General features: G+C 67.9%; 11 protein-coding genes. 4 read left to right on the top strand and 7 right to left on the bottom strand.

The window, feature by feature from the left end; translation table 11 throughout:
• Positions 1-8: 8 nt before the first annotated feature.
• Positions 9-365 carry a winged helix-turn-helix transcriptional regulator gene (locus QH168_RS18405; protein ID WP_280235933.1) on the top strand — a complete coding sequence of 119 codons (357 nt, stop codon included), beginning with the start codon at positions 9-11 and terminating at the stop codon, positions 363-365.
• A gap of 4 nt (positions 366-369) precedes the next feature.
• Here QH168_RS18405 and QH168_RS18400 read toward each other — a convergent pair whose 3' ends face one another.
• Together QH168_RS18400 and QH168_RS18395 are read right to left on the bottom strand one after the other, a co-directional pair.
• Positions 370-963, bottom strand: coding sequence for a hypothetical protein (locus QH168_RS18400; protein ID WP_280235932.1), 594 nt, complete (start codon positions 961-963; stop codon positions 370-372).
• A gap of 183 nt (positions 964-1,146) precedes the next feature.
• Complete coding sequence (locus tag QH168_RS18395) at positions 1,147-2,787, bottom strand: Eco57I restriction-modification methylase domain-containing protein (RefSeq protein ID WP_280235931.1); 1,641 nt, start codon at positions 2,785-2,787, stop codon at positions 1,147-1,149.
• A gap of 288 nt (positions 2,788-3,075) precedes the next feature.
• On the opposite strand from QH168_RS18395, the gene QH168_RS18390 reads away from it, so the two are divergent.
• Both QH168_RS18390 and QH168_RS18385 read left to right on the top strand, forming a co-directional pair.
• Positions 3,076-4,437: a M20/M25/M40 family metallo-hydrolase gene (locus QH168_RS18390; RefSeq protein WP_280235930.1), complete on the top strand. Its 1,362-nt coding sequence runs from the start codon at positions 3,076-3,078 to the stop codon at positions 4,435-4,437.
• 22 nt (positions 4,438-4,459) lie between these two features.
• Entirely contained in the window at positions 4,460-4,987 is a 528-nt protein-coding gene (locus tag QH168_RS18385; protein ID WP_280235929.1) for a YbhB/YbcL family Raf kinase inhibitor-like protein, read from the top strand.
• A 115-nt stretch (positions 4,988-5,102) separates the two neighbouring features.
• Here the strand turns inward: QH168_RS18385 and QH168_RS18380 are convergent, their stop codons facing one another.
• The 4 genes from QH168_RS18380 to QH168_RS18365 form a co-directional block, all read right to left on the bottom strand.
• The gene (locus QH168_RS18380) at positions 5,103-6,239 is read right to left on the bottom strand and encodes a helix-turn-helix transcriptional regulator (RefSeq protein WP_280235928.1); all 1,137 of its coding nucleotides are present in this window, start codon (positions 6,237-6,239) and stop codon (positions 5,103-5,105) included.
• A 92-nt stretch (positions 6,240-6,331) separates the two neighbouring features.
• Positions 6,332-8,161, bottom strand: a complete 1,830-nt coding sequence (locus QH168_RS18375; protein ID WP_280235927.1) for an AMP-dependent synthetase/ligase — start codon at positions 8,159-8,161, stop codon at positions 6,332-6,334.
• Between the two features lie 239 nt (positions 8,162-8,400).
• The gene (locus QH168_RS18370) at positions 8,401-9,069 is read right to left on the bottom strand and encodes a GTP cyclohydrolase II (RefSeq protein WP_280235926.1); all 669 of its coding nucleotides are present in this window, start codon (positions 9,067-9,069) and stop codon (positions 8,401-8,403) included.
• A gap of 91 nt (positions 9,070-9,160) precedes the next feature.
• Positions 9,161-10,645 carry a PfkB family carbohydrate kinase gene (locus QH168_RS18365; protein WP_280235925.1) on the bottom strand — a complete coding sequence of 495 codons (1,485 nt, stop codon included), beginning with the start codon at positions 10,643-10,645 and terminating at the stop codon, positions 9,161-9,163.
• Between the two features lie 354 nt (positions 10,646-10,999).
• Here QH168_RS18365 and QH168_RS18360 point away from each other — a divergent pair, with 354 nt between their 5' ends.
• Positions 11,000-11,365: a hypothetical protein gene (locus QH168_RS18360; RefSeq protein WP_280235924.1), complete on the top strand. Its 366-nt coding sequence runs from the start codon at positions 11,000-11,002 to the stop codon at positions 11,363-11,365.
• 21 nt (positions 11,366-11,386) lie between these two features.
• Here QH168_RS18360 and QH168_RS18355 read toward each other — a convergent pair whose 3' ends face one another.
• Positions 11,387-12,466 (bottom strand): quinone-dependent dihydroorotate dehydrogenase, encoded by a 1,080-nt coding sequence (locus tag QH168_RS18355; protein WP_280236096.1) that lies wholly within the window; start codon positions 12,464-12,466, stop codon positions 11,387-11,389.
• Positions 12,467-12,474: the final 8 nt, after the last annotated feature.

The following is a 12,474-nucleotide window of genomic DNA, read 5'->3' as shown; positions in this document are numbered from 1 at the left end:
GCCACGGCATGGGTGTGAAGAGATCCGGACCATACTTCTGCGGTATCGATGCGGCGATGGACGTGGTCGGCGGCAAGTGGAAATCGCTGATCCTGTGGGAACTGCACAACAATGGTGTGCGCCGGTTCGGCGAACTGCGCCGCGGACTGCCGGGGGTCTCGGAGAAGATGCTCATCCAGCAGCTACGGGAACTGGAAGAAGACGCCATCATCGAACGCGAGGTGTTCCGGGAAGTGCCGCCGCGGGTGGAATACCGACTCACCGAACTCGGCGTGCAGTTGAACGCGGCGCTGGAACCACTCGGGATGTGGGGGCGGGAGCGGATCGCTCGGATCGGCGCGCAGCGCGTGCACCTGGCGTCCTGAGCGCTCAGCCGATGCGCACCAGTGCGGCGCCGAGTTCGGTGCGGGCCGCGGCGACGAGGTCGGATTCGATGGCCTGGATGGCGCGGTAGCTGGCGATGTAGTGCTCGATCTGCTTTTTGTGTTCGTCGAACGCGATCGGCTCGCGTGCCACCGTGGCCGCGGCGGCACGGGTCACCGAGTACAGGGCCTGGCCGAGTTTGTCGCATTCTTCGAGCAGGGCGTCATCGGCGAGCAGCCGGATGACGTTGACCAGCACGGGAAGTCGGTCGAGGGTGTGCAGGATCTGGCTCTCGGCCTCGTCGACGGTGTCGGCGCTCCATTCGGCGCGCCGATCGAGCAGATCGGTGACCTCCTCGGAGACGGCGAGGATATCGGAGACCGCGGCGAGGATCTTCTCGCGCCGCCACCGGTCGTGATCACGGCCCGCGGCCGCGCCGTGCGTGGCTTCGGTGGAACGTTGCGCCACGTCCAACGCCACGGCCGCGCGCTCGTCGGCGGCGGCGATCGCGCGGCGATGAGAACGGTTGGCGGCCACGATCGTGAGCGAGAGCGCAACGACGACAACGACCGAACTGATGAGGGGCAGCCACGCAGTCACGCCGCCATCATCGCACCACCCGCGTCGGCGCCGTCCCGCGGTTGTCGATGCTCCCACTGGGTGAGACGGCACGGCGGCCTGTTCTCCGGCGAGAGGCCCGCATGCACGGACCCGCGAATCGGCGGCGGCAACGGTGATTTCGCCGCGCAACGCCCACGCCGCGGGCCTGATCTCCACCAGCCGTCAGAGTTGGAAGGCGGTGTCGACCAAGGCGTCGATGAGCGCGAGTTGCGTCGCGGACGGCGGGGCGTCGGTGGCGAGGATATCGGTGACGACCTCGACGATCCGGCGGGCGGCGACACCATCCGGTGCGGGCAGCGGCAATTCGGCGACGTACTGCGTCATCCAACGGCGCCGCCCTGAGTAGAGCCGGTTACCGCACACCTCATCGTAGAAGCGCAGACCGAACCGCGAATTGGCCACCGCCAGCATCAGATAGGCGAGAGCTTCATCGCCGAGGTCGGGCACCGAGATCCAATAGCAGTTGCCGTTGACGACGGCGCCGGAACGATCAAGCGCGAAACGGGCGGTGGCGCTGATATCGGGGAAGACGATCTTGGGCGCCGCCCACCGGGCCGGTTGTTGCGGCACCCAGATCTCATACCATTCGCGGCCACCCTCGGCGACATAGCGGCGCCCGCGCAACCGGTCGGCGTGTGCCTCCAGGTAGGCGCGGGTGGCGGGAAAGTCGGCCAGATCCACCAGGGTGCGTTTGGTGTGCTCGAGCGCGTACGGGTACAGCACGCGACTGGCCGGGGCGGCCGACACCCGCCACGGCAGCAGATCGTGCTGGGTGAGCAGCGGCCGCAACAGGGCCTCGTCGGGGCGCGGTGTCCGTTCGTGCCAACGATCGGAGATGAACACCGGGTCCGCGGTCGTCTTGATACCGACCCGGATACGGGCGAGATCACCGAAGGTGCGCCAGGTGCCCGCATGCACACGCTGCAACCAGGCATCCCCGGCAGCGTGCGACTGCCGCCACGGACGCCGCGGCTGTGTCGACGGCAGCAGTCGACCCGACCGGATCGCGATCGCGCGGCCACCGTGGTCGATGACGGCGTCACCACCGGCGGTCAACGCCTCGTACAAGCCGATCGTGTGCGCCGGGGCGGCGTGCGCGTCCTCGTAGGCGGTGGTGAACACACACCGCGACGCGTCGTCGGGCGCCCGGTTGCGGGCGATCACGACAGCGGGCAGCACGGCGGCGGCGAAGAGTTTGGTGTCGCCGAGATCGTAGAGTTCGAGCGGTTGCAGCGAATTTTGGAACACTGCCCGCACATTGGCGCCCGCTCTGGTGGTGAGGAACCGGTTCGAACACAACAACCCGACCACCCCGTCCGTGGCCAGCAGTGCGGGCAGCAGCACCACGAAAGGATGGGTCAGGTCGATCCGGCCGCGCAGCCCGAACCTCGTGGCCAGCAGCTGTGCGGTCACCTGACCGAGCTGCTGGACGCGCACATACGGCGGATTGGTGATCACGGCATCGAAGCGGGCGGTGTCGAGTTCGGTGCGCGCATCGAGGAAATCGCCGGTGTGCAGTGCGATCTCGATGCCGAGCGATCGGGCCCGCGCGCGGGCCGTGCACAGCGCGTGCGGGTCGAGGTCGTAGCCGGTGAGTATCACCCGTGCGTCCGGTCGACGCGTGGTGACGGCCCGATGGGCGGCCAGCAGCAGTTCACCGTCGCCGCAGGCCGGGTCGAGGATCCGCACCTCGGGACGGATGGGGTCCAGATGCTCGACGACGCGTTCGGCCAGGAACCGCGCGAGATCGGCGGGGGTGTAGTGCTTGCCGTACCGCTTGATCTCGGCGCGACTATCGCTCACCCGCCCTCCACTCTCGTCGGTGCCAGGTCCCGGTGTGGACAGCGTACGAGGCGAACGATGCGCGATGACGGGAATTCGCCGAGGTGTCGCGATCCGGCAGGTCCACCGTCTCACCGAATGCTCTCGACGCCACGCGGACCGGAACCGACCACCGGCGCGCAGCGGCCGGATTCGGCTCACCTCGACTCGAATCCGCCCACGCTCACAGGCGGCCTCGACCAGCGGATTCCCGGCTGTGTCCGCGCCATGCGACCGACCGAACCGCGCGTGGATGGTAGGAAAGGGGACGTGTCGGCAACTGGCGGAGTACCGGGTTCAGAACAACGCTCGCGCGCGGTGTCGGAGGTGGTGGAGCTGGTCAGCACGCTGATCCGGTTCGACACCTCCAACACCGGCGAGCTGGCCACCACCAAGGGCGAGCGCGAATGCGCCGAATGGGTGGCCGCGCAGCTACACGAGGTCGGCTACACCACCGAATACGTCGAATCCGGTGCACCCGGCCGCGGTAACGTCTTCGCCCGCTTGAAGGGCGCCGACTCCTCCCGCGGGGCGCTGCTGATGCACGGCCACCTGGATGTGGTGCCCGCGCAGGCCGAGGACTGGAGTGTGCACCCGTTCTCCGGTGCGGTCCGCGACGGCTATGTGTGGGGTCGCGGCGCCGTCGATATGAAGGACATGGTGGGGATGATGCTGGCGGTGGCGCGCCAGTTCAAGATCGAGGGCACCGTGCCGCCGCGCGATCTGGTGTTCGCGTTCCTCGCCGATGAGGAGAACGGCGGCAAATGGGGTTCGCACTGGCTGGTCGAGCACCGGCCCGACCTGTTCGACGGCATCACCGAAGCGGTGGGGGAGGTGGGCGGTTTCTCGTTGACCGTGCCGCGCCCCGACGGCGGTGAGCGGCGCCTGTATCTGGTGGAGACCGCCGAGAAGGGCCTCGGCTGGATGCGGTTGCGCGCCAAGGCCCGCGCCGGACACGGCTCGTTCCTGCACGAGGACAACGCCGTCACCATTCTCGCGGGTGCGGTTGCACGCCTGGGCACCCACACTTTCCCGCTGGTGGTGTCGGATTCGGTGGCGGAGTTCCTGGCCGCGGTCTCGCAGGAGTCGGGCCTGGAATTCGATCCGTCGGGCCCCGATATCGAGGGCACCCTCGCCAAACTGGGGTCGATCTCGCGGATCATCGGTGCCACCCTGCGCGATACCGCCAACCCGACGATGCTCGACGCCGGTTACAAGGCGAACGTGATCCCACAGATCGCCGAAGCGGTGGTGGACTGCCGGGTGGTGCCCGGCCGGCAGGCCGAATTCGAACGTGAGGTCGACGAGCTGATCGGCCCCGATGTGGAACGGGAATGGATCACCAAACTCGACTCCTACGAAACCACCTTCGACGGCCACCTCGTCGACGCCATGAACGCCGCCATCCTCGCCCACGACCCGCAGGGCCGCACCGTGCCCTACATGCTCTCCGGTGGCACCGACGCGAAAGCGTTCGCCCGCTTGGGTATCCGCTGCTTCGGCTTCGCGCCGTTGCAGCTGCCGCCGGAACTGGATTTCGCGGCCCTGTTCCACGGTGTCGACGAGCGTGTCCCGGTGGACGCCCTCGAATTCGGCACCCGGGTGCTGGAACACTTCCTGTTGCACAGCTGAACCGATCCGAGATGAGGAGCCAATGAGCTACAACCCCTATGACGCTCTCCCGCAGGTCCCGGCCTTCTCCGTGACCTCCGACGATGTCGCCGACGGTCAGACATGGAGCAACGACCAGGTCAGCGGGGTGTTCGGCGCCGGAGGCAAAGATGTGTCGCCGCAGCTGTCGTGGTCGGGTTTCCCGGCCGAGACCAAGAGTTTCGCGGTGACCGTGTTCGATCCCGATGCGCCGACCGCGTCCGGGTTCTGGCATTGGGCCGTCGCCGACATCCCGGCATCGGTGACCGCGCTGCCCGCCGGTGCGGGCAGTGAAGGCGGGCAACTGCCCGCGGGTGCGGTGCAGCTGCGCAACGACGGCGGATTCGCCGGATTCGTGGGCGCCGCACCACCGGCGGGGCATGGACCGCACCGCTACTTCGTCGTCGTGCACGCCGTGGACGTCGAATCGCTCGGCATCCCGGCCGACGCGAGCCCCGCATTCCTCGGGTTCAACCTGTTCTCGCACACCCTGGCGCGCGCCACCCTGGTGGCGACCTACGAGCAGCGCTGACCATCGATACGGCTGTGGCCCTGGGCGTACTCGCTCAGGGCCACAGCGCTGTCGGCAGGTCCGAGGGTCGCCGTAGTATCGGCCGAATTTCGGGCGGATATGGCGTAGCTGCTGGTCAGTGGGTAAGGGCTGCGCCGGGGTTATAGAGACGGTTCATCGCTTGCAGGGTTTGGATGAGTTCCTTTCGGAGGTTGTCGGGTGCGATGATTTCGACATCGGCGCCGAATTTGAGGAGTTCGGGTACGGCCGCTTCGACCGACTCGATAGGAACCACGACCTCGGTCCAGCCTGCTGGGTTCGGTCCGACCGCTGTTCGCTGGGCAGCGACTACCATGGCCGGCTCCAGCAGGCTGGGCAGTCGGTCGATGCCGCGGCGAGAAAGCCGGAGGATTGCTGTGTCCCTGTGGCGGCGCTGGTCGAAATGATTGAGGTAGCTGTTCCAGTGGGCGCCCAGGTCGAAGCCTTCGCAGCGGTCGAACGGTTGGGGGAGAACATCCACGTCGAGGATGCGCGATATCCGGTAGGTACGCAGCTGTCCCTGGTTGCGAGCCACGAGGTACCAGTAACCAGCCTTGAGAACCAGGCCGTGCGGCTCGACGGTTCGGGTGATCTCATGAGGCTCTGCCCAGCGCAGATAGCGGATCCGCACGGCGTGCTGGTTCCAGGTGGCGTCCGCGATCGACGCCAGATGGGGTACGTGCTCGGTGTCGCCGTACCAGGGTGGGGAGTCGAGGTGGAACCGATCGGCAATGCGGCTGACACGCTCGCGCAGGTCGGCGGGCAACGCGGCCTCGAGTTTGAGCTGCGCGGTGGTCACTGCGGCGGTCAGGCCCAGTTGGGCGGCGGCCGTCGGCAGCCCGGCCAGGAAAAGCGCCTCGGCCTCGGCCGTGGTGAGACCGGTCAGCCGGGTCCGGTAACCGCCGAGTACCTGTTCGCCGATACAGTTGACTGGCAGCTCGACTGGCCCGCCGCCGGACATCCCGCCGTGCCCTGGATCCGACAGCGATCGACTCGCACAGACGTCGCCGACCACTTCCGGGCGCTGAACGACTTCCACATCCCCCAGAAGAGTGGCGGGACAACTCCCACGATCCTGGTCGACGGCCCGGATGCCGTGGTACTCGGCGATATCCGCCAGACGGTGCGGGCCACCGGCAGGGAGTGCAGCGCCCGCTGTGCATTGCGCCTCACTGTCGAAGATGGTGTGATCACCCGTTACCACGTCTACGAAGACAGTCTCACCGTCGCGCAAGCACTCACCGACAGCGGCCCCGCCTGCTGAGTGCCAACGAGCAAACCGCCGAGTTCCGCAGTAGAACCCGGTGAATCGACCCCGTCCGGGGTCTACTTCACGTTGATGACCGTATCGGCGGCGGGTTCGGTGTAGAGGGCGGCGATCTCGTCGGCGTATTTCGCCGCGATCGGCTGACGTTTCAGCGACATCTTCGGGGTGAGTTCATCACCGCCGGGCTCCCACACCGTGCCGAGCACGGTGAAACGTTTGATCTGTTCGACGCGGGAGAGCTTCTTGTTGCCCGCCTGCACCGCGGCCAGCACCTCGTCGAGGATCTCGCGGCGCCGCGCCAGTCCGGCGATATCGGTGTCGGTGGCGTCGAGTTCCTTGGCGCGTACGGCGGCGATATCGGGATCGAGGACGATGAGCGCCGAAATATAGGGTTTGGCGTCGCCGATGGCCACGACCTGCCCGACCAGCGACGACACCGCCTTGACCGAGTTCTCGATATTGCTGGGGGCGATGTTCTTGCCCGCCTCGTTGATGATGAGTTCCTTCTTGCGGTCGACGATGCGCAGGTAGCCGTCGGCGTCGAGCGTGCCGACATCGCCGGTGCGCAGCCAGCCGTCGTCGTCGAAGGCCTCGGCGGTCTTATCGGGCATATTGCGGTAGCCGGGGGTGACGATGGGTCCGCGCACCAGCACTTCGCCGTCGGCGTCCAACCGCAGCTCCAGCCCGTCCACCGGACGCCCGACGGTGCCCGGACGTGGCTTGTCGAGTTCGGTGTAGGTGCCGACACCGGTGGTCTCGGACATGCCCCACACCTCCGAGACGGTGAATCCGAGGCCGAGGAAGTATTCGAGGGTTTCCGCCGGAATCGGTGCCGCGCCCGAGGACGCGACCTTCAATTGATCCAGGCCGAGGGCGGCACGCAGTTTCGACAGCACCAGGGTGTCGGCGATCGGATGCTGGATACGCAGCAGCACACTGCGCCCGTGACCCGCCAGGTCGGCGCGGGCGGCGGCGATACCGGTATCAATGGCCCATATCGCCAAGGATTTCTTCACCCCGGACTCGGTGGCGAGCTTGGCTTCGATACCCGCCTTGATCTTCTGCCATACCCGTGGCACGCCGAAGAACACGGTGGGTCGAGCATCGGGCAGTGCGGCGGCCACCTCGCGCGGATCGGGCACGGTGGTCTGTTGGATGCCGGTGAGCAGGTTCATCGCATGCGCGGAAATGCGGTCGGCGACATGTGCGGCGGGCAGATACGACACGATCCGGTCGTCGATCCCCACCGTGAGCGGGCCGTTGACCAGGGCGATCACCTGGGCCAGCACATTGCGGTGGGTGATCTCCACACCTTTCGGTGGGCCGGTGGTGCCGGAGGTGTAGATGAGGGTGGCCAGATCGTCGGGCTGCACGGCCTGCCAGGCGGCGTCGAAATCGAAATCGGCGGCGGGCGTTGATTCGACGTCGTCGAGGGTGAGGGCCCCGGTGACCGGGCCGTCGACGACGATCAGATGCTCGATCGGCACCCCGGAACCGGTGATGACGTCGAGGAACTTCTGTTCGGTGACGACCACCTTGTTGGCGGCGTTGGTGAACAGGTGGGTGATCTGTTCGGCGGAGCTGGTGTTGTAGATGGAGAACGGGGTGGCGCCCAGATGCAGTGCCGCCGTATCGATCAGATTGAACTCGGGTCGGTTGGTGAGCATGATGCCCACCGTGTCGCCGTGGCCGACGCCGAGCGCCGCCAACCCGGCGGCGAGCGCGCGCACCCGTTCGCCGTATTCGCGCCAGGTGATCTCCTGGGTGCCGCCGACGGTGCGCAGTGCGATCTGGTCGGGACGCAGGGTGATGGTCTGCTGGAAGGCCTGTGGCACCGTGTAGACGGTGACGCCTGAGGGGTGCGCGTAGCCGATGTCTGTTGTGGTCATGTTCCGTTCCCGATGTCGCTGCATGTGGCGCCCCGGCGTTCGGCGCATCGGCAGCGGTCACGACATCCGATGTCGTCGGACCGGCTCACCGATAGCGCGGCACCGAGTGACGCGGCTCACTCATCGTAGCCGGAATCGGACATTTGTGATGTGGGTTACGGCACCCGCCGATGCCGCTGCGGCCGCGGTGACCACGGCCGCAGCGGCATCGAGGCGATCTGGTGGGTGTCGGAGTCGGATCAGTGGTGGCCCTGGGGCTGCGGTTCGGGCTCGCCGAGCAGCGCCGGGTTCGACGCCCATACCGCGGTGTCGACGGGGATCCAGTGCCCGCGCCGTTGCCGTTTGGCCTCGAGATATTGCGCCGCCCGCTCGCTCAGTGGTGCGGTGGCCAGTGGGACGGCGGTGACCTCGATCCCGGCCTCGCGCAGGGCGGTGACCTTGTCGGGGTTGTTGGTGAGCAGCCGCACCCGGCCCAGTCCCAGTTCGAGCAGGCTCGTCGCGGCGTGGGTGTAGGTGCGGGCGTCGGCGGGCAGGCCGAGGCGCTCATAGCTGGTGAAGGTGTCGGCGCCGGAGCGTTCACTTTCCCGGTAGCCGTGTGCCTTGGCGATCAGGCCGCAGCCGCGGCCCTCCTGCTCGAGGTAGATCAGCACGCCCGAGCCCTCGCTCTGGATGTCGTCGAGCGCCTTGGCGAGTTCGGGGCCGCAGTCGCAATCCTGGGAACCGAGTGCCTCGCCGTAGAGGCAGCGCGAATGGACCCGGACCAGGCAGCCGTCATCGGGTTCACCGAAGACGAGCACATGCCCGTCCTCGGCGCCGCCCGCCACTTCCTGTACCCGAACCCTGATGTCGCGCCCGCCGCGGGTGAACCGGTGACCGGTGTCGCCGGTCGGTACCGCAACTGTGGTCAACGCGCCTCCTGTGTCGTACGGGGCGTATGCGCCCCGCCGGTTCGGTGCGTGCAGCGCGAGCGCGGCCGCACCGATCCTGCTGTGGTTGTGGTCAGCGCTCGTCCGGCCCGAGCCGGACGAGTCGGTCGATCTCGCCTGCCAGCGGCATGGCGCCCGGAATGTCGCCGAAGGACTGGGTCGCCACCATCGCAGCGGTCGCCCACACATAGTCCTGTTCCTGTGCGGGTCGACGCGCCGACAGGAGCCTATACGCCAGAGCCCCCGCGAACGCGGCACGGGCACCCGGTGAATCACTGAGCGCGGCGGGGAAGCGGCCGACGTCGAGATCCACCTCCTCCGACCGCACCGTGCACGCGAAATCATCGATGACGCACACGGTTCGGACGCCGAGGGCGCGCAGATGCCTGGCGATGTGATCACCGGAGGTGGCCTTCACCTCGGGCACCATGGCATCCAGCTCCCAGGTGGCGCCCATCAGATAGTCGACGGCCCCCAGGTGCTGATACAGATGCTGTGGCGCGTCCACCGGCGGTGCCGGATGCACCATCAGCAGTGGCCGCGGCCGCATCCGCCGCACCCGCGCCATCACCTGCTCGATCACCGGCAGCGGCTGCTCGAAGGTCAACAGCACCGCATCCGAGGCCGCGAGCGCGGCATGCAGGGCGCTGCCGGTGAGTTCGCGTTCGCCGAGCCGGATACGGTCGTCCTTGCAGCCGATACTGGCCGCCACACCCGTCGCGGTGATCATCACCGAGGTCACCGGGGTGGCGGCGTCACGGACGACGGTCACCAACTCGGTGTCGATGTTCTCCTCCCGCAGATAATCCAGGATCCGGCGGCCCGCCTCATCGTCGCCGACCGCGGCCACCAGCCGCACATCCAAGCCGAGGCGGGCCGCGGCCACCGCACGGTTGAGCCCCTTGCCGCCGGGGTGCTCTTCGAAGGTGCCGCGTGTGGAGGTGCCCGCGGCGGGGACGCGATCGACGCGGTAGATGTGGTCGATGACGGCGTCACCGATCACCGTCAGCACACCGGGCGCGGGCTTGATTTCGCCCGTGGCCGGTACGGGTTCGGGGCGATGTTCGACCGCGGTGCCGAATACCGGGCCGGTGGTCAGCAGTTCGGCCAGTGCGCTGAACGCGCGCCGCTCCGGGCTGGCGCGCAACGACCGGACCGTCGGGGCGGGCGGGATGTGCTCGGCGCCCGCGATCTCGTGCAGCAGCCGCCACTGCTGGGTGAGGTACTCGCGGCGTTCGCCGAGATCCTGGGCGTAGAGCAGGCCCGGATCCACGCCCTCAGGAGTCGGGTCGCGTAACAGTCCGAGTGACAATTCGGCATCGGTGATGAGGCGATGCGTGGCGGGCAGATGCCGCGCGAGATCGCGGACCACCGGTAGCACCGCATGTTCGGGAGTGAGTCCGGCGCGGCGGGCGTGGCGGCGCACCGCGGGCAGATCCAGGAGCGGACCCACGTCGATCTCGGTGGTGCGCAACCGTTCCGGGCTCAACCCGGACCGCTTGCACAGACGAGTGAGGATATTGCGCACGGCGACCATGCCCGAGTCCTGCTGGACCATGGCGACCCACCCTTTCGGCATTTCCCGGTCGTGAACGAGGTTTAACGACCAGCACTTCCGGCAATTACCATATCGCAACGGCAATTGACCGCCACTCCCGGCAAATGACACACTGGGTGGTGAGATAGCGCCGCACCAGACGGACGGGAGGCCCTGGTGATGACAACGACGCTGATGAACCGCAGCCGCCGCCGCAGGCATACACAGCCCGCCGGCCGCGTCGGGACGGACCCGGACGCATCCACACCCTCGGTGTGAACGCCCACATCCATCCCGCTCCATACGACGGCAGCGACGCCGCGCCGGGCACGGGCCCGGCCCGGTCTCGGTGCCGGAGTACGTCAGGAGGCAGCTGTGACCATCTATTCCACCGACTGGTCGATGACCAGCGATATCACCCCCGAGACCGCCCATCGCGTGCCCGGCCACACCACCGTGTCGTGGCGGCTGAGCTGGTTACCGGATCGGCGTCTGACCGTCGAACAGGCCCGCGCCGGTATGGAACTCGACGAGATCGTCAGCGATCCGGCCCTGGTGTACGACCAGGGCGCCCTGGCCCGCGGCGCGAACTGCGCCGGCATGCTCGGGCTGCTCTGGGAACATGCCGTGGTGCTGCTCTACAAGCGGCTCAGCGCCCGGCTGCTCGAGGGCGCGACGGTGCCCGCGGACCTGGACGAGGATTTCCGGTTCGCGGGCGGCCCACCGTGCGTGCTCAGCTGAACTGCGCCGCGTGCCCCGGATTCAGGTGCGCGCGGCGTGTCCGGAACCGACGGCCTCGGCCAGACTCGCATACCCGTTGTCGCGCAGCTTCTGTGCGAGACCGCGATGGATGCGGCGGGTCCACAGCAGACCGCCGTAGATGAAGCCGGTGTAGCCCTGCAACAGGCTCGCTCCGGCGCGTATGCGTTCCCATGCCTGATCGACGGATTCGATACCGCCCACCGACACCAGCACCAGCCGGTCACCGACGCGCGCATACAACCGGCGCAGCACCTCCAGCGACCGATCCGCGACCGGGGGACCCGACAGTCCACCCGCACCGACCTCCGCGACCCGCGCGGCATCGCTGGCCAGGCCCGTGCGACCGATCGTGGTGTTGGTGGCCACGATCCCGGCCAGCCCCAGTTCCACCGCGAGATCGGCGACCGCGTCGATGTCCTCGTCGGACAGATCCGGTGCGATCTTCACCAGCACCGGCACCTCGACGGTGTCGAGCACCGCGCGCAGCAGCGGGCGCAGCGATTCCACCGCCTGGAGATCCCGCAGCCCTGGGGTATTGGGGGAGCTGACGTTGACCACCACGAAATCGGCGAGCGGACCCAGCAGTCGCGCGCTGGTGGCGTAATCGTCGGCGGCGTGCTCGGGTTCGACGACCTTGGTCTTGCCGATATTGGCGCCGATCGGCACCGTCGGGCGACGACGCGCATGCAGTCGCGCCGCGGCCGCGGCCGCGCCCTCGTTGTTGAAACCCATCCGGTTGATCAGCGCGCGGTCGGCGGGCAGCCGGAACAGTCGCGGCGCCGGATTGCCGGGCTGGGCCTGTGCGGTGACGGTGCCGATCTCGGCGAATCCGAAACCCATCGCGCCCCAGGCGTCGGCGCCGGTGGCGTTCTTGTCGAAACCGGCGGCCAGACCCAGCGGCGCGGGGAACTCGACACCGAATACGGTGCTGCGCAGAATCGGGTCGTCGCTCACCAGCAGCCGGTTCAGCAGGGCGCGCGATGGGGGGAAGGCGGTGGCCGCACGCAGGGCGGCGAAGACGAGATGATGAATACGCTCGGGCGGAACCAGGAACATCAACCGCAGCAATAATCGGTACAGCATCGAAC

This window comes from Nocardia cyriacigeorgica (genome assembly GCF_029868385.1).
Taxonomy (GTDB): Bacteria; Actinomycetota; Actinomycetes; order Mycobacteriales; family Mycobacteriaceae; genus Nocardia; species Nocardia cyriacigeorgica_F.
Note: the sequence above shows the minus strand (reverse complement) of the source record. Positions and strands in the feature narration are given on the sequence as shown.

What these genes read in the sequence shown, in the direction of transcription:
- QH168_RS18405 (WP_280235933.1), top strand. Translation starts at nt 9, where the DNA reads ATGGGTGTGAAGAGATCCGGACCATACTTCTGCGGTATCGATGCGGCG.
- QH168_RS18385 (WP_280235929.1), top strand. Translation starts at nt 4,460, where the DNA reads ATGAGCTACAACCCCTATGACGCTCTCCCGCAGGTCCCGGCCTTCTCC.
- QH168_RS18375 (WP_280235927.1), bottom strand. Translation starts at nt 8,161, where the DNA reads ATGACCACAACAGACATCGGCTACGCGCACCCCTCAGGCGTCACCGTC.
- QH168_RS18365 (WP_280235925.1), bottom strand. Translation starts at nt 10,645, where the DNA reads ATGGTCCAGCAGGACTCGGGCATGGTCGCCGTGCGCAATATCCTCACT.